25 protein-coding genes and 2 pseudogenes are annotated in these 23,079 nt (G+C 62.8%); 10 read left to right on the top strand and 17 right to left on the bottom strand.

Going from position 1 to position 23,079, the window contains the following annotated elements; genetic code table 11:
• Positions 1-133: 133 nt before the first annotated feature.
• From AC3ANW_RS09490 to AC3ANW_RS09470, 5 genes and pseudogenes are all read left to right on the top strand, one after another.
• Positions 134-483 (top strand): annotated as a pseudogene (locus AC3ANW_RS09490) (transposase); the annotation flags it as partial.
• A gap of 19 nt (positions 484-502) precedes the next feature.
• Positions 503-976 (top strand): annotated as a pseudogene (locus AC3ANW_RS09485) (lytic murein transglycosylase); the annotation flags it as partial.
• A 293-nt stretch (positions 977-1,269) separates the two neighbouring features.
• The gene (locus AC3ANW_RS09480; RefSeq protein ID WP_488344923.1) at positions 1,270-1,899 is read left to right on the top strand and encodes a PAAR domain-containing protein; all 630 of its coding nucleotides are present in this window, start codon (positions 1,270-1,272) and stop codon (positions 1,897-1,899) included.
• Between the two features lie 58 nt (positions 1,900-1,957).
• Positions 1,958-2,464, top strand: coding sequence for a hypothetical protein (locus AC3ANW_RS09475; RefSeq protein WP_488344922.1), 507 nt, complete (start codon positions 1,958-1,960; stop codon positions 2,462-2,464).
• Between the two features lie 91 nt (positions 2,465-2,555).
• Entirely contained in the window at positions 2,556-2,966 is a 411-nt protein-coding gene (locus AC3ANW_RS09470; RefSeq protein ID WP_488344921.1) for an Lcl domain-containing protein, read from the top strand.
• 178 nt (positions 2,967-3,144) lie between these two features.
• On the opposite strand, the gene rlmB is transcribed toward AC3ANW_RS09470, so the two are convergent.
• Positions 3,145-3,897, bottom strand: coding sequence for a 23S rRNA (guanosine(2251)-2'-O)-methyltransferase RlmB (gene rlmB / locus AC3ANW_RS09465; RefSeq protein ID WP_488344920.1), 753 nt, complete (start codon positions 3,895-3,897; stop codon positions 3,145-3,147).
• A 116-nt stretch (positions 3,898-4,013) separates the two neighbouring features.
• Between rlmB and AC3ANW_RS09460 the strand changes: the two genes are divergently transcribed.
• Genes AC3ANW_RS09460 through AC3ANW_RS09445 form a run of 4 tightly spaced genes read left to right on the top strand, consistent with a single transcriptional unit; the run spans position 4,014 to position 9,844 of the window.
• On the top strand, positions 4,014-5,639 hold the full coding sequence (locus AC3ANW_RS09460; RefSeq protein ID WP_488344919.1) for an ABC transporter substrate-binding protein: 1,626 nt from the start codon (positions 4,014-4,016) through the stop codon (positions 5,637-5,639).
• 14 nt (positions 5,640-5,653) lie between these two features.
• A complete protein-coding gene (locus AC3ANW_RS09455; RefSeq protein ID WP_488344918.1) occupies positions 5,654-7,009 on the top strand; it encodes an amidase in 1,356 nt (451 codons plus the stop codon).
• Positions 7,002-8,504, top strand: coding sequence for a DHA2 family efflux MFS transporter permease subunit (locus AC3ANW_RS09450; protein ID WP_488344917.1), 1,503 nt, complete (start codon positions 7,002-7,004; stop codon positions 8,502-8,504). The genes AC3ANW_RS09455 and AC3ANW_RS09450 overlap by 8 nt, the downstream gene beginning before the upstream one ends.
• A complete protein-coding gene (locus AC3ANW_RS09445) occupies positions 8,501-9,844 on the top strand; it encodes an amidase (protein ID WP_488344916.1) in 1,344 nt (447 codons plus the stop codon). The genes AC3ANW_RS09450 and AC3ANW_RS09445 overlap by 4 nt, the downstream gene beginning before the upstream one ends.
• 16 nt (positions 9,845-9,860) lie before the next feature.
• On the opposite strand, the gene AC3ANW_RS09440 is transcribed toward AC3ANW_RS09445, so the two are convergent.
• On the bottom strand, positions 9,861-10,610 hold the full coding sequence (locus tag AC3ANW_RS09440) for a GntR family transcriptional regulator (RefSeq protein ID WP_488344915.1): 750 nt from the start codon (positions 10,608-10,610) through the stop codon (positions 9,861-9,863).
• A 1-nt stretch (position 10,611) separates the two neighbouring features.
• Entirely contained in the window at positions 10,612-11,307 is a 696-nt protein-coding gene (locus AC3ANW_RS09435; protein ID WP_488344914.1) for an ABC transporter ATP-binding protein, read from the bottom strand.
• A 63-nt stretch (positions 11,308-11,370) separates the two neighbouring features.
• Between AC3ANW_RS09435 and AC3ANW_RS09430 the strand changes: the two genes are divergently transcribed.
• Entirely contained in the window at positions 11,371-11,988 is a 618-nt protein-coding gene (locus tag AC3ANW_RS09430; RefSeq protein WP_488345391.1) for an arylesterase, read from the top strand.
• Positions 11,989-12,012: 24 nt separating this feature from the next.
• Here the strand turns inward: AC3ANW_RS09430 and AC3ANW_RS09425 are convergent, their stop codons facing one another.
• From AC3ANW_RS09425 to AC3ANW_RS09360, 14 genes are all read right to left on the bottom strand, one after another.
• The gene (locus AC3ANW_RS09425; RefSeq protein ID WP_488344913.1) at positions 12,013-12,195 is read right to left on the bottom strand and encodes a hypothetical protein; all 183 of its coding nucleotides are present in this window, start codon (positions 12,193-12,195) and stop codon (positions 12,013-12,015) included.
• Positions 12,196-12,275: 80 nt separating this feature from the next.
• On the bottom strand, positions 12,276-13,484 hold the full coding sequence (locus tag AC3ANW_RS09420; protein ID WP_488344912.1) for a PLP-dependent transferase: 1,209 nt from the start codon (positions 13,482-13,484) through the stop codon (positions 12,276-12,278).
• A gap of 43 nt (positions 13,485-13,527) precedes the next feature.
• Entirely contained in the window at positions 13,528-14,217 is a 690-nt protein-coding gene (locus tag AC3ANW_RS09415) for a hypothetical protein (RefSeq protein ID WP_488344911.1), read from the bottom strand.
• 1 nt (position 14,218) lies between these two features.
• Entirely contained in the window at positions 14,219-14,728 is a 510-nt protein-coding gene (locus tag AC3ANW_RS09410; RefSeq protein WP_488344910.1) for a BON domain-containing protein, read from the bottom strand.
• A gap of 235 nt (positions 14,729-14,963) precedes the next feature.
• A complete protein-coding gene (locus AC3ANW_RS09405) occupies positions 14,964-15,161 on the bottom strand; it encodes a CsbD family protein (RefSeq protein WP_488344909.1) in 198 nt (65 codons plus the stop codon).
• Positions 15,162-15,310: 149 nt separating this feature from the next.
• Entirely contained in the window at positions 15,311-15,490 is a 180-nt protein-coding gene (locus tag AC3ANW_RS09400) for a hypothetical protein (RefSeq protein WP_488344908.1), read from the bottom strand.
• Positions 15,491-15,496: 6 nt separating this feature from the next.
• Positions 15,497-15,973 (bottom strand): DUF1178 family protein, encoded by a 477-nt coding sequence (locus tag AC3ANW_RS09395; RefSeq protein ID WP_488344907.1) that lies wholly within the window; start codon positions 15,971-15,973, stop codon positions 15,497-15,499.
• A complete protein-coding gene (locus AC3ANW_RS09390; protein ID WP_488344906.1) occupies positions 15,970-16,620 on the bottom strand; it encodes an NUDIX domain-containing protein in 651 nt (216 codons plus the stop codon). The genes AC3ANW_RS09395 and AC3ANW_RS09390 overlap by 4 nt, the downstream gene beginning before the upstream one ends.
• Entirely contained in the window at positions 16,617-16,940 is a 324-nt protein-coding gene (locus tag AC3ANW_RS09385; protein WP_488344905.1) for a DUF2818 family protein, read from the bottom strand. The genes AC3ANW_RS09390 and AC3ANW_RS09385 overlap by 4 nt, the downstream gene beginning before the upstream one ends.
• Positions 16,941-16,953: 13 nt before the next feature.
• Positions 16,954-18,438 (bottom strand): NADH-quinone oxidoreductase subunit NuoN, encoded by a 1,485-nt coding sequence (nuoN, locus tag AC3ANW_RS09380; protein WP_488344904.1) that lies wholly within the window; start codon positions 18,436-18,438, stop codon positions 16,954-16,956.
• A gap of 24 nt (positions 18,439-18,462) precedes the next feature.
• Positions 18,463-19,938 (bottom strand): NADH-quinone oxidoreductase subunit M, encoded by a 1,476-nt coding sequence (locus tag AC3ANW_RS09375; protein ID WP_488344903.1) that lies wholly within the window; start codon positions 19,936-19,938, stop codon positions 18,463-18,465.
• Between the two features lie 28 nt (positions 19,939-19,966).
• Positions 19,967-22,084 carry an NADH-quinone oxidoreductase subunit L gene (gene nuoL, locus AC3ANW_RS09370; RefSeq protein ID WP_488344902.1) on the bottom strand — a complete coding sequence of 706 codons (2,118 nt, stop codon included), beginning with the start codon at positions 22,082-22,084 and terminating at the stop codon, positions 19,967-19,969.
• Between the two features lie 20 nt (positions 22,085-22,104).
• Positions 22,105-22,413, bottom strand: coding sequence for an NADH-quinone oxidoreductase subunit NuoK (gene nuoK / locus AC3ANW_RS09365; RefSeq protein WP_488344901.1), 309 nt, complete (start codon positions 22,411-22,413; stop codon positions 22,105-22,107).
• Complete coding sequence (locus AC3ANW_RS09360) at positions 22,410-23,069, bottom strand: NADH-quinone oxidoreductase subunit J (RefSeq protein WP_488344900.1); 660 nt, start codon at positions 23,067-23,069, stop codon at positions 22,410-22,412. Before AC3ANW_RS09360 ends, nuoK begins: the two co-directional genes overlap by 4 nt.
• Positions 23,070-23,079 lie beyond the last annotated feature (10 nt).

The following is a 23,079-nucleotide window of genomic DNA, read 5'->3' as shown; positions in this document are numbered from 1 at the left end:
ACTGAAATTGATGTTGGCCATGTATTACCGGTCACCTCCTATTTGAAATAAAGCGCGCGGTTAGAAGGCTGCTGAAATACCACCCACTTGGCGCGCTTCCTGCGAGTAGACGGCAGGCTTACTTCTCAACTCCATGCGCGGCGCATATACCTTCTCCGAGAGCTTGTTCAGCACCCGCCGGCTTGATGACTTCGTGCCGGCTTCGCATCCGCTGCGGGCGATCCGCAGGATGACCAATGCGGCGTGGCACGCATGCAGCACTGGTTTGCTGGTATGTACGAATCCGACGTCAAAGGCGGGCATCACAGCGTGGCCCCGCAAAAGCTTCTGAGCACGATGCTGCTGCAGGTGCTCTTCAGCGTTCGCTCGGAGCTGCAGTGGTTGGAGCAGGTCCAGTACAACTTTCTCTTTCGCTGGTTCATCGAACTGTCGATGGAAGACGACGTCTGGGTACCCACAGTATTCACCAAGAACCGTAAACGGCGGCACGCTCGACGCCGACACTGCCCGGGGCAGCTACGCCGACGCCATGTGCCTGCCGCAGTTCATGCCGTCGAGTTGGGGTCGCTGGGCCATCGACTTCGACGGTGACGGGCGGATCGACCTGTTCAACAGTCCCGACGACGCCATTGGTTCGGTGGCGAGCGACTTCAAGGGCTACGGCTGGAAGACCGGCATGCCGGCGGTTTATCCGGTTTCCTTCGATGCCGGCCGGCTGGACCTGGATGGCCTGCTGGCGCCGGACATCCTGCCGACTTTCAGTCCTGCCGCCTTCATGGCGAAAGGCGCCGTGCTGGAAGGGGTGGCCTTGCAGCATGCCGGCCCGCTGGCGTTGGTTGAATTGCAAAACGGAGATGACGCACCGAGTTTGGTGGCCGGCACCGAGAATTTCTATGTGATTACCCGGTACAACTGGTCGAGTTATTACGCTATGGCGGTTCTGGATCTGGGTGCGGCGGTGGCGGCTGCGCGGTAAAGCCTGATTGCAGCCCTGCGGCAAGGCTGCATTCCATGATGGATGAATGGGGCGTGTCGTGCGCGGGCTTTGGCTTGGCTGGTGCCGATATATCCAAATTCGATAGCTGATTATCTCCAGAAGAGATATTCAAATTATTTAGCATCTTTTGAAAAACTTTCCAACAAAATAATATTCCGGCGCGCCGGCAGCGGCATCTACAGTGCGAACTCGTTATTTGTTCGACACTTGAAAGATGCAAGCCATGGAAATCGATGGGGAAACGTACCTTGTAAAACATCCGATCGCCACATATGGAACGTAACGTCGTTCTTGTCGGCGACCCGCCGTATTCAGGCGGAGCAGTGTTGCCAAACGACTGCAGGTCATACGTCAACGGAGTAGCGAAGGCTTTGATGGGCGGCAAGGTCTGGTGCGCCACCTGTCAATCAGAAGGTTTCATCGCAAAAGCCGGAGGGCCGTACCGGCCGACCGTTTGGGGAGCCGAAGAGGTTCTGGATGGCGACCTGGTCATTTGCAAATGCCCGGTGCCACCCAAGCTCCATGCGCTGGCCGTGAGCAGCCGGCCTCCGCAGGTTTATGTAGACGACCGGGTTGAGACACTGGGGTTGCTGCCACCACCGTTTCGCCAATTCATCAATATGCGAAAGGGTCAGAAAATTTGTCACGGCCTGCCGCACTCACTCCAGTTTGAGTTAAAGAACCAGACGACCGGTGAGCCGCTGGCGAATACACCCTATCGCATTTTGTTGAGTACGAATACTGAATACCAAGGCCTGACCAATTCATCCGGGCTGACAGAAATCGTCGAAAACGACACCCCTTTTACCGCACAACTGGAAGCACCTTATTATGGCGACGTCACCAACGCATCATCCCTCGACTCCGGCGGCCGATGTAACGCCGATACTTGTGCCTGTTAATTCACCCAAAATCCTGAGTGGCGTCGCATGGTGCGCAAGCTTTCCGGGAAGTGCAAGTTTGGACGACCTCGAAGAGCCATTTAAAGTCAATTTCATAGGCTTTCTGGACGCATTAAAAAAGGCTGGTGCAACCACACACATAGCAGAAACATTTCGTCCAGTCGAGCGCGCTTACATGATGCGTTTCTGCTACCTAATCAAACGAAAAGAACAAAAACCGCAAGGTGTCCCGTCACAACAAGGCGTCAATATCGAATGGGACCATGGAGATGACGAAAAATCCATCAAGGCCGCTAGCGAAATGTCAACAGGATTCAACATCGATGGCTTGCGAACGAAACCCGCATGGCATTCTCAGCACACTATCGGGCTAGCTGTAGACATGCGAATAAATTGGAAGGGAGATCTATCGATAACACAAAAGGATGGCACCATTAAAACCATCACCACATCACCCAAGGATCGTATGAATACCGACCTCCATGAAGTCGGCGCGACATACGGCGTAATCAAATACAACGGCCCAGGAACCGACAAGCCGCATTGGTCATCAAGTGGTTTATAAGATGCGCGCAATATTTTTTTTGTGCCTCTCAGTTCTATGCGACATGCCAAATGCATCCGCCGCAGGCTCTGCTGGCTCCGAACGATTTATCATGAACAACGATACGGCGTTCGATAAAGACACCGGCTTGCGCTGGAAACGCTGCAGCGTTGGTCAGACTTACACCAAGAATGAAAAATGTTCTGGCGCCGCAAAAAAAATGGGCTTCTTTGCAGCACAAAAATCACTCAAATGGAATTTGCACGATGGCATGTGGCGCATCCCCACTCGAGCTGAGATAAAAACCATCGCCGGAGATTTCTCGTTAACGAACACGGCAAATACAAAAATCTTCCCGGACATCAATGCCAATAATCGATTCTACTGGACGTCCGATATGCACCGCGATGGTTCCGCATGGTTTGCGGACCTTGTGAAAGGCGGTGTTCATCACGTCGCAGGCGACTACGATTTCCTTGATGACAAGCTGAATGTCAGATTGGTTCATTCAGAGGGAAATTAGGCAAACACACCGATGATGATAAGCCCCAAAGCTATTGGGTATAAAGATTTCAGATCAACCACACCCAAGTGCGCCGCACAGACCCCATCCATCAATCGAGTTCGCATTAATATTGCTGAAATAAAAAACGACGGCATAACCGTCGTTTTTTATTAACTCAACCCAATTCCAAAAACATTCAAATCAACCGCTGTCGCCGAGCCTCATACAAACAAACCCCGCTCGCCACCGACACATTCAAACTTTCCACCGCACCAGACATAGGAATCGAAATCAGCTGGTCACAGGTCTTGCGAGTCAACTGCCGCATCCCATCACCCTCCGCCCCCAGCACCAGTGCCACCGGCCCCTTCAAATCGCTCTGGTACAGGGTGCCCGGCGCATCGTCGCTCGTGCCAATGCACCAGATATTGCGTTCCTTCAACTCGTTCAAGGTGCGCGCCAGGTTGGTGACCATGAAGTACGGCACTGTTTCCGCCGCACCGCTCGCCACCTTCGCCACCGTGGCGTTGATACCCGCCGCATGGTCCTTCGGCGCGATGACCGCATGCGCGCCCGCGCCGTCGGCCACCCGCAGGCAGGCACCCAGGTTGTGCGGGTCGGTCACGCCGTCCAGCACCAGCAGCAGCGGGGGCTCGGCGCCCTCGGTGGCTTCCAGGTTTTCCAGCAGCTCGTCCAGCGAACGGGCCTGCGGGATGTCGTGCACCCGGGCCGCGACACCCTGGTGTCCGTGGCTGCCCGCCAGCTTGGCCAGCCGCAGGCCGTCGGCCTCCAGCAGCCGCACACCGGCCTCGCGGGCTCGGTCGGTGAACTGCCGCATGCGTGCATCACGCCGGGAAGAATCGAAATACACCTCGATGACCGAGGCCGGCGCAGTCTTGATGCGCACGCCGACGGCATGAAAGCCGAACAGCACTTTAGGAGTAGACATAGGGTGGGGATTATCGCGGCAGTACAGGCCGGCTTCCACGGACTCGTGCGTTCTGCTTGGCCCGCAAGTTGCATGGACAACTTTCATCCTCCACTCCTGCCCCAGCGGATCCCGACATGCCGATCTCACTGAACCGACGCGATGCACTCATGGCCGGCGCCGCCACTTTCGGCACGTCCCTGCTTGGCCTGGACCTGGCGAATGCGCAAACCCCCTCGGGCATCCTGCGGGTGGGCATGACGGTCGGTGCGGTGCCATCTGCCAATGGCATTCCGGACCAGGGCGGCGAAGGCGCCCGGTTCATGGGCATCACGCTGTTCGACCAGCTGGTGTCATGGGACTTGTCACGGTCGGACAAACCAGCCGGCCTGATGCCCAACCTGGCAACCGCCTGGAAGGTGGATGCGGCCAATCCGAAGCGCTGGATCTTCACCTTGCGCGACGGCGTGAAGTTCCACGACGGCCACACGCTGGTGGCGGACGATGTGGTCTTCAGTTTCGACCGGGCCTTCAAGCGCGATGCGCCCTGGTTCGACCAACGGGCTGCCAGCCAGGCCTTGCCGCAGATTCCGGGCATCGTCGCCTGGGGCGCGCTCGGCCCCAGCACTTTCTGGGTCGAGACCGCCACCATCGACGGCACCCTGCCCTATGCCATGACCTGGATGGGCATCGTGCACAAGGCGGCCTGGGAGGCTTCGGGCAAGGACTGGGTGCTGTTCCAGAATAAGGCGGTCGGCACCGGCCCCTGGAAACTGGAAAGCTATAGCCAGCGTGAGCGCGCGGTGCTGGTGCGCAACGACGCCTACTGGGACAGGAAGCGGGTGCCAAAGGCTGCAAAGCTGGTTCTGCTGCCGATCCCGGATGCCTCCGCCCGCATCGCCGCGCTTCGATCCGGCCAAGTGGATTTCATCGAGGCGCCGGCACCCGATGCGGTGCAGTCCCTGCGGGACGCGGGCTTCAAGATCGTCACCAACATCTATCCGCACAACTGGACCTGGTCGCTGGCGCAGATTCCCGGCTCGCCCTGGACTGACATCCGCGTCCGCAAGGCGGCGAACCTCGGAATCGATCGGGCGGGGCTCAAGGACCTTCTCGGCGGCCTGATGGTCGAGGGCCAGGGCATCGTGCCGGCCGGCCATCCCTGGTATGGCAAACCCACATTCAAGCTGACCCACGACCCGGCGTCCGCGAAGAAGTTGATGGCCGAAGCCGGTTATTCGCCGCAGAAACCGCTGAAGACCAAGGTGGCCATCTCCAGCAGCGGCTCCGGACAGATGCAGCCGCTGGCGATGAACGAATTCATTCAGCAGAACCTGCGCGAGATCGGTATCGAGGTGGAGTTCGAGGTGTTCGAATGGCAGGCGCTGATCGAGGCCTGGCGCGCCGGGGCAGGAGCACCCAGCACGCGCGGCTGCATGGCACTGAACATTTCGCAGGGTGCCTTCGACCCATTCCGCGCCTTTGCCCGCAGCCTGCAGACCAATATGGCCGCACCGGTCGGCGTGAACTGGAGCCGCTTCAGCGATCCGGAACTGGACAAGGTCTTCACCCAGATCCAGACCGAGACCAACCCGGCCAAACAGGATGTATTGCTGGGACAGGTACACGGCCAGGTGGTCGACCGGGCACTTTTCCTGTTTGCCGCCCACGACCTGAACCCGCGTGCGCTGAGCCCCAAGGTGAAGGGTTTCGTGCAGGCCCAGTCGTGGTTCCAGGACCTGACGCCGATCAGCATCGGCTGATGGAGGACCGAGCCATGAACCACGACATCGTCGAACACACGCGTCGCCAGCTCGCTGTCGGCCAGGCACTGAACCCACAGCTGAACAGCATGATTTCTTTCAACCCGCAGGCACTGCAAGAGGCGCAGGCGGTAGCGGCACGCCTGGCGCATGCGCCCTTGCCGGGCGTGGGCGGCCGCACGGTCAGCCTGAAGGACAACATCGACACGGCGGGCTGGACCACCACCATGGGTTCGGCCTTCTTCCGCGACCATGTGCCGACCACCGATGCACCGGTGGTGCGGCGGTTTCGCGCGGCCGGCGCGGTCATCGTCGGCAAGGCCAACCTGCATGAATTCGCCTTCGGCGGCACCACCCAGAACCCGCACCACGGCCTGGGCGGCAACCCCTGGAATGTGGATGCGATTCCGGGTGGTTCGAGCGGTGGCTCGGGCTCTTCGGTGGCGGCCGGCATGAACGATATTTCGCTGGGCACCGACACCGGCGGCTCCATCCGCATACCGGCGGCACTCAACGGCGTCGCCGGGTTGCGGCCTACCCACGGACGGGTGCCCAACACCGGCTGCTTTCCGGTCAGCGCGGCCTACGACACCATCGGCCCGCTGGCCCGCACCGTGGCAGAGGTGGCCTGGGCGCACGAGGTCATTTCCGGCTGGGACACCGGCGACGACTGCACCGTCGACCGTCCGGTGGACAGCTGGGAACATGCGTATGCCAAGGGTGTGAAGGGCCTGCGAATCGGCGTGCCGGCGCACTGGGCACTGACCGCACTGGAACCCGATGTCGAACTGCGCATCCGCGAGGCCATCGAGGTGCTCAAGGGCATGGGCGCCGACGTCTTCGACATCCACCTGCCCGGGGCCGAACAGGCGCAGTCGCAGCTGATGCCCATGGTGCATGCCGACGCCGCATCGGTGCACGCCGAACGACTGACGCACCAGCCCGAGGTCTTCGGCGCAGACGTGCTGGCGCGCATGCGGGTCGGCCAGGCGGTGACCGGGCCGGAATACGCGGCGGGCATGCGTTTCAAGGAACGCTGGCTGCGGCAGCTGGAACACACGTTCACCGAGGTGGATGTGATCCTGACGCCGACCTGCCCGGTCACCGCGCCGCTGCGCATCGACACCGTGAAGATGCTGGAGACCACCCGGCAGATTTCGCGTTACACCTACGCATGGGCGCTGGCCGGCACGCCGGCCCTGTCGGTGCCATGCGGTTTTGCCGGCAACGGCCTGCCGGTCGGCATGCAGCTGGTGGCGCCACGCTGGTCCGATAGCCGGGTGCTGGCCCTGGGCGCGCATTACCAGGCGGTGACCAGGCACCACCTGCGCCGCCCCGCCATGGTGGAGGCGGCGTTGGCCCGTGTCTGAGCCAGCCACGCCGGCCGCCGAAGACCGCTACGGCTGGCGGGTGCTGTCGGTCACCGCATTGGGCGTGATGCTGTGTTTCGTCAATGCCAGCACCCTCACGGTCGCCTTGCCGGTGGTCGCCCACGACCTGGGCGCCAGCTCGATGCAGGCCAGCTGGGTGCTGCTGTCGTACATGCTGGTCACCACGGTGCTGATACCGGTGTTCGGCCGGCTGGCCGACATGTTCGGCAGGCGCCGGCTGTACCTGGGCGGACTGGCCGTGCTGACGTTTTCCAGCCTGGCCTGCGGCCTGTCGCCCAATGTCGAGACGATGCTGGTGTTCCGCTGCCTGCAGGCGATCGGCGCGGCCGCGGTCATCACCAACACCACCGCCCTGCTGACGGATGCGTTCACTCCGCGCCAGCTGGGCATGGGGCTGGGACTCAATGCCACGCTGTCGGCGGCCGCGCAGAGTTTCGGGCCGATGCTGGGCGGTGCGGTGGTGCACCTGCTGGGCTGGCGTGCGGTGTTTCTGCTGAACCTGCCGATCGGCGTGTACGCGCTGGTCCGGGCACGCGCCATCCTGCGGCCGGACCATTCGAACGGCCACACGGCCGAACGATTCGACCTGCCGGGTGCGCTGCTCGCCATGCTGTGGCTGGGTTGCCTGGTCTATGCCCTGTCGATGAGCGGGCCGATGGGCTGGTCCAGCCGGCCGGTGCTGCTGGCAGGCCTGGCGGCGGCGCTGGGCTTCGGCGTCTTCGTGGTCACCCAGCGGCTGCGGCGTGATCCCCTGATCGACCTGGGGCTGTTCGCCGACCGCGAACGGGCCACCGCCTATGCGTCGGTGCTGCTGATCTGCATGGGGCAGACCTCGAGCCTGCTGCTGATCGCCCTGTTCCTGCAGGGCGTGCAGAACCTCGACGCCTTCCAGGCCGGCCTGGGCGTGGCGTTCGTGCCGGTCGGCATGATGCTCACCGCACCACTGACCGGGCGCCTGCTGAACCGCTTCAGCGCGCTGTCGCTGTCCACCGCCGGACTGTTGCTGGTCATGCTGGGACTGCTGGCGCTGGCCTTGCTGCTGAGCCCGCAGGTGACGCGGCCGACGCTGGCAGCCGCGCTGTCGCTGGTCGGCGTGGGCACCGGGCTGTTCCTCACCGCCAACAACAGCGGAATCATGGTCAGCGTGCCGGCTCGCCGCAGGGGCATCGCCAATGCGGTGCGCTCGACGCTGCAGAACACCGGCCTGGTGGTGGGCGCCGCACTGGCCACCAGCATCGCCATTTCACAACTGCCGCCCGAGGGCCAGCGGGCGGTGTACGAAGGCCGGCTTTCGCAAGCGTCGCCGCTGGATATCCACCGCTTCGTCTCTGGCTGCCAGGTCGCCTTCGCGGTACTCGCCGCGCTCTGCCTGCTGGGCATCGTGATGTCGCTTTTGACGCACCGCGCCATGCGCCGGCAACGGCGTGCCGGCCGCGCCTCCCCTTTAACCACTCCACTCTCACGACAACCATGACGCTCACCGCCGTTCAACTGGTCGAAACCCATCTGGCCCAGGCCGAGAAAATCAACCCGCAGCTGAATGCGCTGATCGCCATCCGCCGTGAGGCGGCCCTGCAGGATGCGCACCGGGCCGACGCCGCAGCCGCCCGCGGCGAAAGCCTGGGCCTGCTGCATGGCATGACGATCAGCGTGAAGGACAACATCGACATCGCCGGCGAACCGACCACCGCCGGCGCAGCCTTCCTGGCGGACAACCTGGCCCCATGCGACGCACCGGTGATCCAACGCCTGCGCAAGGCCGGCGCGGTGCTGATGGGCAAGGCCAACATGGCTGAGCTGGCGTTCGGCTCCCGCTCCTTCAGCGCGATCGGCGGGCAATGCCGCAATCCCTGGGACACCTCGCGCATTCCGGGCGGATCGAGCGGCGGTTCGGCGGTGAGCGTGGCGGCCGACATGTGCGTCGGCTCGCTCGGCACCGACACCGGCGGATCGGTGCGGCTGCCGGCCTCCTTCAACGGGGTTTCGGGCCTGCGGCCGACCTTCGGCCGGGTGCCCATCCGCGGCGTGGTGCCGGTCAGCGAACACAACGACACGGTTGGCCCGCTGGCCCGTAGCGTGGGTGACGTGGCGCGCATCTTCGCGGTGATCGCAGGTTATGACATGCTGGACCCGAGCACGGTGGATGCGCCCATGGGCAACTTCCTGCCGACGCTGGGCGACGGCATCGTCGGGCGGCGCATCGGCATTCCGCGCAGCTTCTATTTCGAGGGCTGCGAACCGGGCGTGGCCGAGGCGGTGATGGCTGCTGCGGGTCAGCTCGAGCGGGCCGGCGCGCTGCTGGTGGATGTCGATGTGCCGATGGCTTCCGAAGCCCATGTGCACCTCAGCCGCTCGGTTTTCTCGGACGTCTGCCATGTGTTCCACGAACAGCTGACGAAACGCCCCGAGACCATCACCGCCGCCGTGGTCGAGCGCATGCGCAACGGCCTGGCGGTGACCGGCGTCGAATACGCAGAGGCGATGGCCTTTCGTACCCGCTACCGGGTGATGCTGCGCCAGCTGTTCGCGCAGGTCGACATTCTGCTGTCGCCCACCTCGCCGGTGGCGGCGCCACCCATCGACGATGGTGCCAGCCTGCTGGAAGCGACCAGGGCCGTCACCCGCAACACATATGCGGGCAGCATGGGTTCATTGCCGGGCCTGTCGGTGCCGGTCGGCCTGACGGCTGGCGGGCTGCCCATCGGCATGCAACTGGAAGCCGCCTGGTGGCAGGAACCCCTGTTGTTCCGCGCCGGCGTGGCCTACCAGGAGGTGACCGACTTCCATCTCCAGCGGGCACCAATGGTGGCCTGAAAAAATTCCGGCGCGACTAGCTGGCGCGGCGGCTCAGTTTCATGGCCAGGCTGAAGCCGTCGATGGGGTGCAGGTTGGTCGACACCTCCACCAGCCGGCCGTCGGTCAGCCGGTAGCTGCGCACCATCTCGATGACCGTGCTGCCCTTGCGCAGGCCCAGCAAGGTGGCGACTTCCGGCGGCACCTTGCGGCCCCGGATGACCTGTTCGACACCTCCGATGGAGACACCGTACATGTCTTCCATCAGCTCGTAGAAAGGCACGTTGCGACGATCATGCAGGCGGGCCACGCCTGCGAAGTCGCTGTGGATGTAGGCCTGCGTCCAGTAGACGGGTTTGGGGTCGGTGCCTGAAAAACGGCAACCCTCGAGCCGCATCCAGCGCTGGCCTTCGGTGCTTTCGAGCAATTCGGCGCGCTCGGCGTCGATGCTTTCGACCTGCGTGGTGTAGTCCCAGCGCGCCGACGTGACGTACTGAAGAATGTCTTCGAGCGATCCGTTTTCATGCAGGTAGTACTGGCCGCCGCCCTGCCTCGCCACCGTGGTGCCCGACCCGCGCCGCGAGGTGACCAGGCCGGCCAGCCGAAGCTCCCGCAGGGCTTCCCGGATGGTGTGGCGGCTGAGGCCGAAACGGGCCGACAGTTCTGCTTCGGTCGGCAGGTTCTGCCCGACCGGATGCACGCCGTGCAGGATCTCCTGGCGCAGCTTTTCGACCACCTGCCTGAAAAGCGGTCCCGAAGCACTTCCGGCAAGGTCAGCCGCCGCCATGTCAGTGAACCTCGCGCAGTGCCCCGGCCTCGATCTCGATGCGTCGTTCGCAGCGCTCGGCGATGGCCCGGTCGTGTGTCACAAGCACGAGCGTGGTGCCGCGTTCGCGGTTCAGCTCGAACATCAGTTCCATCACCTTTTCGCCGGTGGCGAAGTCCAGGCTGCCGGTGGGCTCGTCGGCCAGCAGCACGGCCGGCTGCACCACGAAGGCCCGGGCCAGCGCCACCCGTTGCTGCTCGCCGCCCGACATCACGCGCGGGTAGTGGCCGAGCCGCTGGCCCAGGCCGACCCGTCCGAGCATGTCGGTCGCGGCGCGGCGAGCATCACGCACGCCGGTGAGTTCCAGCGGCAGCATGACATTTTCGAGGGCGGTCAGGCCGGCCATCAGCTGGAAGCTCTGGAAAACGAAACCGATCTTGCGGGCGCGCAATGCAGCACGGCTGTCTTCGTCCATGGCAAAGATGTCTTCGCCAGCCAGACGCACCGTGCCCTGGCTGGGTGTATCGAGTCCGGCGACGATGGACAGCAAGGTGCTTTTGCCCGATCCGGAAGCGCCGACGATGGCAGCCGTTTCCTTCGGGTACAGACGGAAATCGATATACCGGAGAATGTCCAGGGAGCCGGTCGCGTCGGCAACGGTTTTGGTGAGATGTTCCACCGCGATGATCGGTGCGGGCGCGGTGACCGGCTCTGTCATGAAAGGCCTTGTGAAGTGAAGCGTAGAGACTGTATCGCGATTGGCGCTGGCGCCATCCTGGCCATGGCGTCGGGTTTGCCCGCCATGGCTCAGCCGGCAAAAAGCACGAAGAATGCCGAGCCGCAGAAGGTTCTGGTGGTGGGCGATTCGCTCAGCGCCGAATATGGCCTGGCACGCGGTTTCGGCTGGGTGGCACTGATGCAGAAACGTCTGGCCGAACAGAACATCACCGCCACCGTGATCAACGCCAGCATCAGCGGCGACACCACCTCTGGCGGGCGCGCCCGGCTGGCCCCCTTGCTTGCCCAGCATCGCCCCGACGTGGTGGTGATCGAGCTGGGCGGAAACGACGCCCTCCGAGGCCTGCCGCTGCAGGGCACGATCGACAACCTGACAGCGATGGTCAGGGCTGCGCAGGCCGTCAAGGCGAAGGTGTTGCTGGTGGGGATTCAGGTGCCGCCCAACTACGGCGGCGACTACATGCAGAAGTTTTCCGGTGTCTTCCCGACCGTGGCGAAGAAGACGGGTTGCGCGGTGGCGCCATTTCTGCTGCGCGGCGTGGCAGATGTGCCGGACGCCGAGAACAATTTCCAGCCCGACCGCATCCATCCCTTGGCCAGCGCGCATCCGCGCATGCTGGACAACGTGTGGCCGGACCTGGTCCCGCTGCTCAAGCGCTGAGCTGCGGAAAGACGTAAATCCGGATTATTCGGTTTTCGGGGCGCTGGGGTCTTCAGCGTTGCCGCCGTCGGAAACGCTGGCATCCGGGTCGGTTTCCCCGGGGCCGTAGACCTTGCGTTCGGCCTTGGCCTTCAACTTGTCTTCCTTCTTGCGCTTCTTCGCAAGTTCCTTCTGACGCTTCTCGTATCCATAATTTGGTGTAGCCACGCGGTCTTCCTGTTGTCATGTGCCCCGGGACACATGCTGGTTATCGAAAAGCACGGCCTGTTGGCCGCACGCACTGCAAGTCAGCGCGCAGGGGGCAGTGTAGCCAGCGCGTGGATCAAGTCCAATCGGAGGTCTTCCACCGCCTCCAGGCCGATGCAAAGTCGCACCAGATGACCCTGATGCGGCCAATGTGACACCGAGGGGTCGCGCATCGTCGAAATGTCATATGGCACGACCAGGCTGATGGGCCCGCCCCATGAATATCCGATGCGGAACAGTCGCAACGCATCGCAGAAGGCATGCACCTCCGAACGGCTGTATCTGGCATCCAGCACGATGGAAAAGATGCCCGCCGCCCGGTCGCGCTGGCCACACAGGCTCAGCCAGTGCTCATGGCCGGGCGAACCGGCCAGCGCCGGGTGCAGGACCTTGGAAACCTCGTCCCGCTCGTCCAGCCATCGTGCCAGGCTGCGCGCAGCCGCATCCTGCGCCGCGTAGCGCAGCGAAACGCTGGGCAGCGCCCTGAGCACCAGTTCGGCATCGTTGGCAGCTACGCCGAAACCCAGCCGCATGTGGCACATCTTCAGGCGCATGTGCAGCGGCTCGTCGCGGGTCACGATGCTGCCCATCAGCACATCGCCGCCGCCGCTGGGGTATTTGGTGAGGGCGTGGATCGAAAGGTCCACGCCGGCGCCCTGCCCGTCCAGGTCGAACGGGTCGAATGCCAGGCCAGCGCCCCACGTGTTGTCGAGTGCGCTGACGGCGCCGTGTTGCCGGCAGATGCCGGCAAGCGTCGGCAGGTCGGGAAATTCCATGGTGACCGAGCCGGCAGCTTCGAGCCAGACCAGGGCGGTGCGCGCAGACAAGGCTGCCTGCAGTGAAGCCGGATCCATGGCGTCGTACAACTTGCAGCCGATGCCCATGGAGGCTAGTTCGGCGTCGGCCAATGCCTTGCTGGGGCCATACACGTTGTCGGGCAACAGAACTTCGTCGCCAGTCTTCAGCAGGGCCAGCGACACACAGGCGATGGCCGCGAGGCCGCTGGGTACCAGCAGGCACTGCAGGCCGCCTTCGAGGGTCGCCAGGCGCTCTTCCAGGATGAACGTGGTGGGTGTCCCATGCAGTCCGTAGGTGTAGCCGGATTTGTCCCTCCACTCGCGCGCCTCCAGTGCGGCAACGTTTGGAAAGAAAACGGTAGAAGCCTTGTGGACACCCGGCTGTGGTGCGTCGAAGTCCGCCGGCGGCAGATACGGATGGTGAATGAGGGAGGTGGCGATGTCTTGCGTCATCGTCGCATCCTACCCATCGGCGCCCCGAGGTTTCGGTAAAACGTCAGTGAAACACCAATTGAGCCAGCGCAGGGCGTTCGAGCATGCGGGCGGTCCACATTTCGTGTGGATCGTTAACCGGCCGGAAGCCGTCCACCGAAAAGTTTTGTGACGCCAGGTTTGCGGAAACGACCGAGCCTTCTTCTTCCAGCAGCGGCACCCATTCCACCCCATTGCGGGCACACGAATCCTGCAAGGTGCGCTCCAGCCAGCGGCGACGGCGGGCCAGAATGGCGGATTCAGGCAGACCCGAGGCATCTTGCACGCCGAGCGCGGCCACAAGAAATGAGCGTTGTGACGACCGCGCGATGGTAAGTAGCGCTTGATCGGCAGCGTCTGCAAAATTCTGCCCTGAGTCGAGACCATGCAGCTGTGCGGGGCCGACGAAGACCAGGGCTGCATCGAAACTGCGCCGACCGTAATCGGCAGCCAGCCTGCCTGCTGTCATGAGGTCCTGACCGGTGGCGCACTGGCTAACCACCCGGAGCGCGGGATTCAGCCGGCTCAGCCGCTCCACCACCCTGGCGGCCTTGCCCGCCTTCGCCGCGTCGTACGCATCGCCAAAAGCTTCGCCCAAAACCAACAAGGACGTGCCGCGCCACACCTGCAAGCTGTTGAAGATTGCATTGCAGCGGCCGGTAAAACTGTTCCAGAGACCCTCAGCCGTTGCCGGTGCGAAGTGGGTGGCGTTCATTTCACCCCGCCTTTACGACAAGCTGGTTGTCAACCGAAACCACGCCGCTGATGCCGCGCGCCACCGAGCCCGCACGTTCACGCGCGGCCGCCGACGGCGCCGGGCCCCGAAGGATGACCGCGCCGTCTTTCGTATCGACGTCGATCTTCAGGGCGCTCAGCTCTGCATCACTAGCCAGTCCGGTCGAAATCTGGGCGGTGATGGCCACATCGTCTATCACCCGGCCAGCGGTGGTGGCGGCATTCTGTGCGCGGTCCTGTACCTTCGGTCCGTCCTGCTCCACACGCCGCTGGGCATCGGCGATCGCGGTCCTGGCTTCGACCTTGACGTCCGATGCGACTGCCTTGGTCTTGTCGATCGCGGAGTCAAGTTTTTCACCGACCGTGGTCGGTGCCGGACTTTGCGCCTTTTCGCAACCAGCCAGCATCACGGTGCTGCCGGCTATCACCACGCCTGCTGTCAGAAAACGGGCGGCGTACGCCGAGCGACGGAATCGGTAGGGAAAGGACATGTTTGGATCTCCTCGGCTGCTGCCCGCTCGACGGCAGGTCAGGATGCGCGTGACTCTCGCTGCGCCATGGGCCGCTCGGCCCGGCGCTGCAATTGGCTGGGTTGGGGCTGACGGGCTCGGTTTGCCACGACAAAACCCCGCAGCGGGTTTCTGTTGTTCACCGAAAGGCTGTCGGGGTTTGTCGGACGTTGGGGCGATATGCCCTCACTGCCGATGCACATGCTGGCTCTTCTGGTCAGAGCTTGTCGATGGTCTTCTTGGCAGAATCCTTGACCTTTTCCTTGGCGTCACCGTAGTTCGCCTGGGTCTTGCCGGCGGCCTTGTCGGCCATGCCTTCGCCTTGCAGACGGTCATTGCCCACGGCCCTGCCAGCGGCTTCCTTGACAGCGCCCTTGGCTTGGTCCACACGGCCTTCGACTTGATGCTTGTTCATGGCGTTTCCTTTGACTCTTTGAATGAAGCAGGCCCGATTGCCTGCCGGTGATTCAACTTTAGGAAGCCACTAGAGCTACGCAGGTCGGTGCGCACTGAAGATGATGTAGGACAAGCGGAAGCGCATCTGCCGTCCTGAAAGCAGGACTGTCAGCGCTGCCGACGTGCCTGCGACCTGCGCACCTGACGGCTGGCCGCCGGTTTTGCGGCCTCGCGTTTTTTGGCCAGCCTGGCATCGAAACGCCGACGCACCCAGCGCGCGACCAACGCGGTCACCACCAGAGAAATCCCCCCCACCAATACGCCTTGCCACTGATCGAACATCGCCATCACGCCTTATTGCAGGGTTTCACCGAGTGCGTCGGGTAGCGGCAGTATGGGAACGCCCTCTTCCACCAACTGCCGCACTTCTTCACCGGACGCCCGGCCGCGAATTCCCCGGTCAGCGGCGTCTCCGTGGTGAATGCGGCGCGCCTCTTCGGCAAAGCGGGTTCCGACGTCCTCGGTGTTCTGGACGACCTCACGCGCAGCCCGCCACCAGACGGAACGCATGCGGGCGAGCTCTGGGGATATGGCCGGCGCGACAGGCGCTTCCGACGGTGCGCCGATCTCGGCCTGGTGACCGGTTTTCTCTTCTGCGCGTGAATGGCCAAGATTCAACCTCGGTGCCGACAGCATCTTGGTGATCTGCCGATCTCCACACATCGGACATTCGACCAGGCCGCGGCCGATCTGCGACTGGAAGTCGTCTTCGGAGCCGAACCAACCCTCGAAGGCATGGCCGGCACCGCAATGGAGGTCGAGTACTTTCACCCGCCCATTTTCCCACGCAGGCCATCGACAGCCGGACGTGGGGCTTCCTCGGCATCGCATGCAGCTTCGGTGCGCCACTGCAGAGGCCAGGCGCCGGACAACACGTTCTGCAACCAGAGCATGCAGCTCATGGTCTTGGCATCGGTCAGGCGGCCGTCGCGGCAGAGGTCCATCAGTTCGTCCGGCGATGCCAGGAACACGTCGAGAAACTCGCCTTCGTCGAGCGCCCGGTCACCCGCCGTCAGGCCCCGGGCGAACCAGATGTCGATGAATTCAGTCGAATAGCTGATAACCGGATGCATGGCGCCGGCCCGTGCCCACTCAGCGGCACGGTAGCCGGTTTCTTCGAGGAGTTCTCGGCGCGCGCAATCGAAGATGCGTTCGCCGGCATCGAGCTTGCCGGCCGGAAACTCGACCATCACCTGCTCCACCGGGTAGCGGTATTGCCGCTCCAGAACCAGCCTGATGCCGTTGGGCGTGTCGATGATGGGGACGATGACCACGGCACCCGGATGGACTACATATTCGCGGGTGGCGTGGCGGCCATCCGGAAGTTCGACCGTGTCGCGCCAGGCTTCCAGGAACTTGCCCTGGAACAGCTTTTCGCCGGAAACCCGGCGCTCGGCCAGGTGGGAATCGACCGTCATGCTGGCGCCCGATGGACGTCAGGCCGGCGCAGCAGGTAACGCCAGACGAAACCCGGAAACGCCAGCGTCACGAACACCGCACCGGTAACCGCATAGAACTCCCAGCCTTGCGGCGCGATCTGCCCGGCCCGCTGTTCGAGCCACAAGCCCAGGCCACCTGCCACGAAATACAGCAGCACCAGTTCGGCCATGCGGATGGCGGCCGGTTTGGTGCCGCTCTTCAGCGGCAGCATGCCGATGAAACGCTCGGACACGAAAGGCAGGTTGGCCGCAAGTACGGCGACGAGCAATACCAACCAGACCGAAAAATGCTGGGCCACGCCGGGATTGGTATCAGGAACCCAGCGTACGCACGATGGCGTCGGCGCAGAGCTTCATCAGGCCGCTCGGGAACAGGCCCAGCAGCAGCACAAGCGCGCCGTTGATCGCAAGCACGATACGTACATCGGCAGGCGCAGCCGCCAATACCGGGTGCGTGGGCGCGTCAAAGTACATGACCTTGACGATGCGGATATAGAAGAACGCACCGATCAGCGACATGACGACCGCAAACACCGCCAGGCCGACGTACATCGGCAAGCCCGAGGTGATCAGCGCCTGCAGCACCGACAGCTTGGCGTAGAAACCGACCAGCGGCGGCAGGCCTGCCATCGAGAACATGCAGACCGCCAGGACTGCCGCGCCCAGCGGGCTGCGCTTGGCCAGGCCGGCGAGGTCGGATATCTCTTCGCTCTCGAAGCCTTCCTTGGCCAGCATCAGGATGACACCGAAGCCCGCGAGGGTGGTCAGAACATAGGTGACGATGTAGAACATCGACGAGCTATAGGCGTTGTAGGCAGAAGAAGCATTGCCGTTGATCACGCCCGACATCAGGCCGAGCAGCACGAAGGCCATCTGCGAGATGGTGGAGTAAGCCAGCAGCCGCTTGAAGTTGGTCTGGGCGATGGCGCCCAGGTTACCCACCAGCAGCGATACCACGGCCATCACCGCCAGCATCTGCTGCCAGTCGAACGCGAGGGGAAGCAGGCCTTCGACCAAAAGGCGCATCAGCATGGCGAAAGCAGCGAACTTGCTGGCGCCACCAATGATCAGCGTTACGGCCGTAGGCGCGCCCTGATAGACGTCGGGCACCCACATGTGGAACGGCGCTACACCCAGCTTGAACGCCAGGCCGGCGACGATGAATACCAGGCCGAACACCAGCACCTGGTGACGGATCTGGCCCGACGACACGGCCTTGATGACCTGCCCGATGTCCAGCGAACCGGTCGCACCGTAGAGCATCGACAGGCCATAAAGCAGGAAACCGCTGGCCATCGCGCCAAGCACGAAGTACTTCATCGCGGCTTCGGTCGAGCTGCCGTGGTCACGGCGCAGCGCCACCAGGGCGTAGCTCGACAGCGTCAGCAGTTCGAGGCCCAGGTAGATGACCAGGAAGTTGTTGCCCGAGATCATCACGAACATGCCCAGCAGGCTGAACATGCCCAGCGTGAACAGTTCACCCCCACGGGTCATGTCGCGGTCGGCCGCATAGGGCCGGCCGTAGACCAGCGTGACCATCATGGCGATGCCGGAGAAGCACTTGAGCCAGTTGCCCATGGGGTCGTTGACCGCCATGTTCGAGAAGCCGTATTGCGTGGTGCCGCTCGCGGCCTGGATGCCGGCGACGAGCGACGCCGCGCCGATGGCGAGCAAGGTCAGGCAATAGGTAAGCGAGCGGTTCTTGTCAGTCACCCGCAGGTCGACCAGCGCGATCACGCAGGCCGAGATCAGCAGCAGTATTTCCGGGTAGAGGGTTGCCCAGCCGAAGGATTCCATACGTCAGTCTTCTTTTCGTTCGGGTCAGCGCAGCTTGGACTGGGCAACGTGTTGCAGCAGATTGGCCACGGACGCATCCATCACGTCGGTGAAGGGCTTGGGATACAGGCCCATGTACAGCGTGGCGACAGCCAGCAGCGCCATGATGAGGAACTCGCGGCCGCCGATGTCGGTCAGCTCTTCGACATGGTGGTTTTCCACCGGGCCGAGGTAGACGCGCTTGTACATCCACAAGGTGTAGCCGGCGCCCAGGATCAACGCGGTGGCCGACAGTGCGCCGATCCAGAAGTTGTACTTGACCGCGGCCAGGATGACCATCCATTCACCGACGAAACCGGCAGTGCCAGGCAGGCCGCAGTTGGCCATGGCGAACAACAGCGCGAAGGCGGCGAAACGGGGCATCTTGTTGACCACGCCGCCGTAGGCAGCGATGTCTCGCGAATGAACCCGGTCGTACAGCACGCCGATCGACAGGAACATGGCGGCCGACACGAAACCGTGCGCGATCATCTGCACGATGCCACCGGCCATGCCGATGTCGTTGAAGATGAAGAAACCCAGGGTGACGAAGCCCATGTGAGCGACGGACGAATACGCCACCAGCTTCTTCATGTCCTTCTGGACCATCGCGACCAGGCCCACATACACCACGGCGATGATGGAGAAGGTGATCAACAGCCAGGCGTACTTGTGGGCGGCGTCAGGGGCGATCGGCAGCGAGAAACGCAGGAAACCATAGGCCCCCAGCTTCAGCATGATGGCCGCCAGCACGGCCGAACCGCCGGTAGGCGCCTCGACGTGCACGTCCGGCAGCCAGGTATGCACCGGCCACATCGGAACTTTCACGGCGAAGGCCGCCATGAACGCGAAGAAGATCAGCGTCTGCGCCGTCATCGACAGCGGCAGCTTGTGCCAGGTGGCGATGTCGAAGCTGCCGCCCGATACGTTGTACAGGTAGATCAGCGCGATCAGGGTGAGCAACGAACCGAGCAGCGTGTACAGGAAGAACTTGAACGCGGCGTAGATCTTGTTCGGTCCGCCCCAGATGCCGATGATCAGGTACATCGGGATCAGGGTGGCTTCGAAGAACGTGTAGAACAGGATGCCGTCCAGCGAACTGAACACACCGATCATGAGGCCCGACAGGATCAGGAACGCGCCCATGTACTGGTGCACCCGGTCGGTGATGACCTCCCAGGCCGCGATCACCACGATGACCGTGATGAAGGCGGTCAGCGGCACGAACCACATCGACAGACCATCCACACCGAGGTGGTAGTGGATGTTGAAACGTTCGACCCAGTCGTGTCGTTCGACGAACTGCATCGCTGCAGTGCCGATGCGGAAACCCGCGACCACCGGCACCGTGACGGCCAGGGCCACCAACGAACCGATCAGCGCGAACCAGCGAACCAGATTTTGCTGGCCATCGCGGCCCAGCAGCAGAGAGACGGCACCGAATGCGATCGGTGTCCAGATGGCGAGACTCAACCAGCCCATTTTTATCGTTTTCCTTCTGGTTACCGGATCAGCGGAACAGCGCCATGAACTGGTCGTGCCACACGAAGTACGTGAGCAGGACAAAGATGCCGACGATCATCACCAGCGCGTAATGGAACAGGTAACCCGACTGCAGGCGGCGAACCACGCTGGACAGGCGACCCACGGTCCGCCACGAGCCATTGACGATGGCACCGTCGATGATGGCCTGGTCGCCCACCTTCCACAGGCCTGTGCCAAGGGCACGGGCGCCGCGGGCCAGGATGTTCTCGTTGATCCAGTCGAGGTAGTACTTGTTCTCGAACAGCACGTAAACCGGGTGGAAGATGCGCTTGATCGCCGTCGGCAGAGCCGGGTTGATCATGTACATGTAGTACGACAGCACGACACCCGACAGGGCCAGCCAGAACGGCGCGGTGCTGAGGCCGTGGATGGCCATGGCGACCGGCCCGTGGAAGGCCTCGGCCAGTTCGGCCATGGCCGGGTGCCTGGCTTCGTCGATGAAGATCACGCCCTTGAAGAAGTCGCCGAACAACATCGGCGTGATACCGATGAAACCGATGACCACCGACGGGATCGCCAGAAGGACCAGAGGCAGCGTGACGACCCACGGGGATTCGTGCGGCTTGCCACCGTGGCCGTGGTCGTCGTGGCTGTGGTCGGCCTCTTCGTGACCGGCGGCCAAGGTTTCTTCGTGATGGCCGTGTGCGTCGTCGTGCGCAGTGTGGTCGTCATGGCCATGGCCGTGTGCATCCGGGTTCTGGTCGTAGCGTTCCTTGCCGTGGAAGACCAGGAAGTACATGCGGAACGAATAGAACGCCGTGATGAACACCCCCGCCAGCACCGCGAAGCTGGCAAAACCGGCTGCGGGCAGATGGCTTTCATGCACTGCTTCGATGATGCTGTCCTTGGAGTAGAAGCCCGCGAAGAACGGCGTGCCGATCAGGGCCAGCGAACCCAGCAGAGAGGTGATCCAGGTGATCGGCATGTACTTGCGCAGGCCGCCCATCCAGCGGATGTCCTGGTTGTGGTGCACACCCATGATGACCGAGCCGGCTCCGAGGAAAAGCAGCGCCTTGAAGAACGCGTGGGTCATCAGGTGGAAAACCGCGACCGAATATGCCGACGCGCCCAGCGCAACGGTCATGTACCCCAGCTGGGACAGCGTGGAATATGCGATGACGCGTTTGATGTCGTTCTGGATGATGCCCAGGAAACCCATGAACAGCGCGGTGATGGCACCGATGACCAGGATGAAGTTCAGTGCGGTGTCCGACAGCTCGAACAGCGGCGACATGCGGCTCACCATGAAGATGCCGGCCGTCACCATGGTGGCGGCATGGATCAGCGCGGAGATGGGGGTCGGGCCTTCCATCGAGTCGGGTAGCCAGACGTGCAGCGGAAACTGAGCCGACTTGCCCATGGCGCCGATGAACAGGCAGATGCAGATGACGGTGATCAGCATCCAGGTGGTACCGGGGAAGGTCAGCGTCGACAGCTGTTCTGCCTTGGCGAAGATCTCGCCGTAATGCAGGGTGCCGGTGTACGAGGCGATCAGGCCGATGCCCAGGATGAAACCGAAGTCACCGACACGGTTGACCAGGAAGGCCTTCATGTTGGCGAAGATGGCGGTCTTGCGGGTGTACCAGAAACCGATCAGCAGGTACGAGACCAGGCCCACCGCTTCCCAGCCGAAGAACAGCTGCAGCAGGTTGTTGCTCATCACCAGCATCAGCATGCTGAAGGTGAACAGCGAGATGTACGAAAAGAAGCGGTCGTAGCCGTCGTCTTCGGCCATGTAGCCCACCGTGTACAGGTGAACCATCAGCGAGACGAAGGTCACCACACACATCATCATGGCGGTGAGGCTGTCGATCAGGAAGCCGACTTCCATCTTCAACGTGCCGACCGTCATCCATTCGTAGATGGTGGCGTCGAAATGGGCGCCGTCGACCAGCACGTCGCGAAGGGTGAAAGCAGACAGCATGAAGGCGATGAAGACGCCCAGGATGGTCAGCGTGTGGCTGGCCTTGCGGCCGATGGCGTTGCCACCGAACAGCGTGCCGGGAATACCGGCCAGCAGCGCGCCGGCGAGGGGTGCCAGCGGAATCGCCAGCAATGTGGATGCGGAGAGGGTTGCGCTCATCGTGATTCTTCTTGTTCCCTTTAGCCCTTGAGCGTGTTGAGCTCTTCGACACTGATCGTGGAACGGTTGCGGAACAACAGCACCAGGATCGCCAGGCCGATTGCCGATTCGGCTGCAGCCACGGTCAGGATGAAGAACACGAAAACCTGTCCGTGCATGTCGTTCAGGTAATGCGAGAACGCGACGAAGTTCATGTTGACCGCCAGCAGCATCAGTTCGATGGCCATCAGCAGCACGATGATGTTCTTGCGGTTCAGGAAGATGCCGATGACCGACAGCGCGAAGAGGATGGCGCCCAGCGCCAGGTAATGTCCGAGGGTGAGCGTCATGCCTTGGTCTCCACGGCCGCTGCTGGCGCAGCCGGTGCTTCAGGGGGTGCCGGCGGTGCGACACGGGTGGCGGGCACCTTCACCAGGACCATGCGGTCCCTGGAGCGCACGCGGATCTGCTCGGACGGGTCGATGGCCTTGGTGTCCTTGCGGCGACGCAGGGTCAGCGCGATGGCCGCGATCATGGCGACCACCAGGATCACTGCCGCCACTTCCAGCGGATAAAGGTACTTGGTGTAGAGCAGATAACCCAGCGCCTGGGTGTTCGACACCTCAACGGTGCCGGGTGCCGACGCCACGGCAGCGGTGACCCGGAAGCCGCCCATCAGCACATAGGCCATTTCCAGGGCGATGACCACGCCGATGACGGCGGCCAGAGGGAAGTGTTTCCAGAAACCCTGCCGGATGCCGTCCATGTTGAGGTTGATCATCATCACCACGAACAGGAAAAGCACCATCACCGCACCCAGGTACACGAGCACCAGGGTGATGGCCAAGAATTCGGCCTTCAGCAACAGCCAGAGGGCCGACGCCTGCGAAAACGCAAGCATGAGGAACAGCACCGCGTGCACGGGGTTGCGCGCGGTGATCACGCGGAACGCGGCAAACAGCAGCGCGAGCGAGAACAGATAGAAAAAACCGGTGTTGACGTCCATGGTCGATCTT

It is taken from the genome of Xylophilus sp. PBN-3R (assembly GCF_057747805.1).
This window is presented reverse-complemented; position numbering and strand designations above follow the sequence as displayed.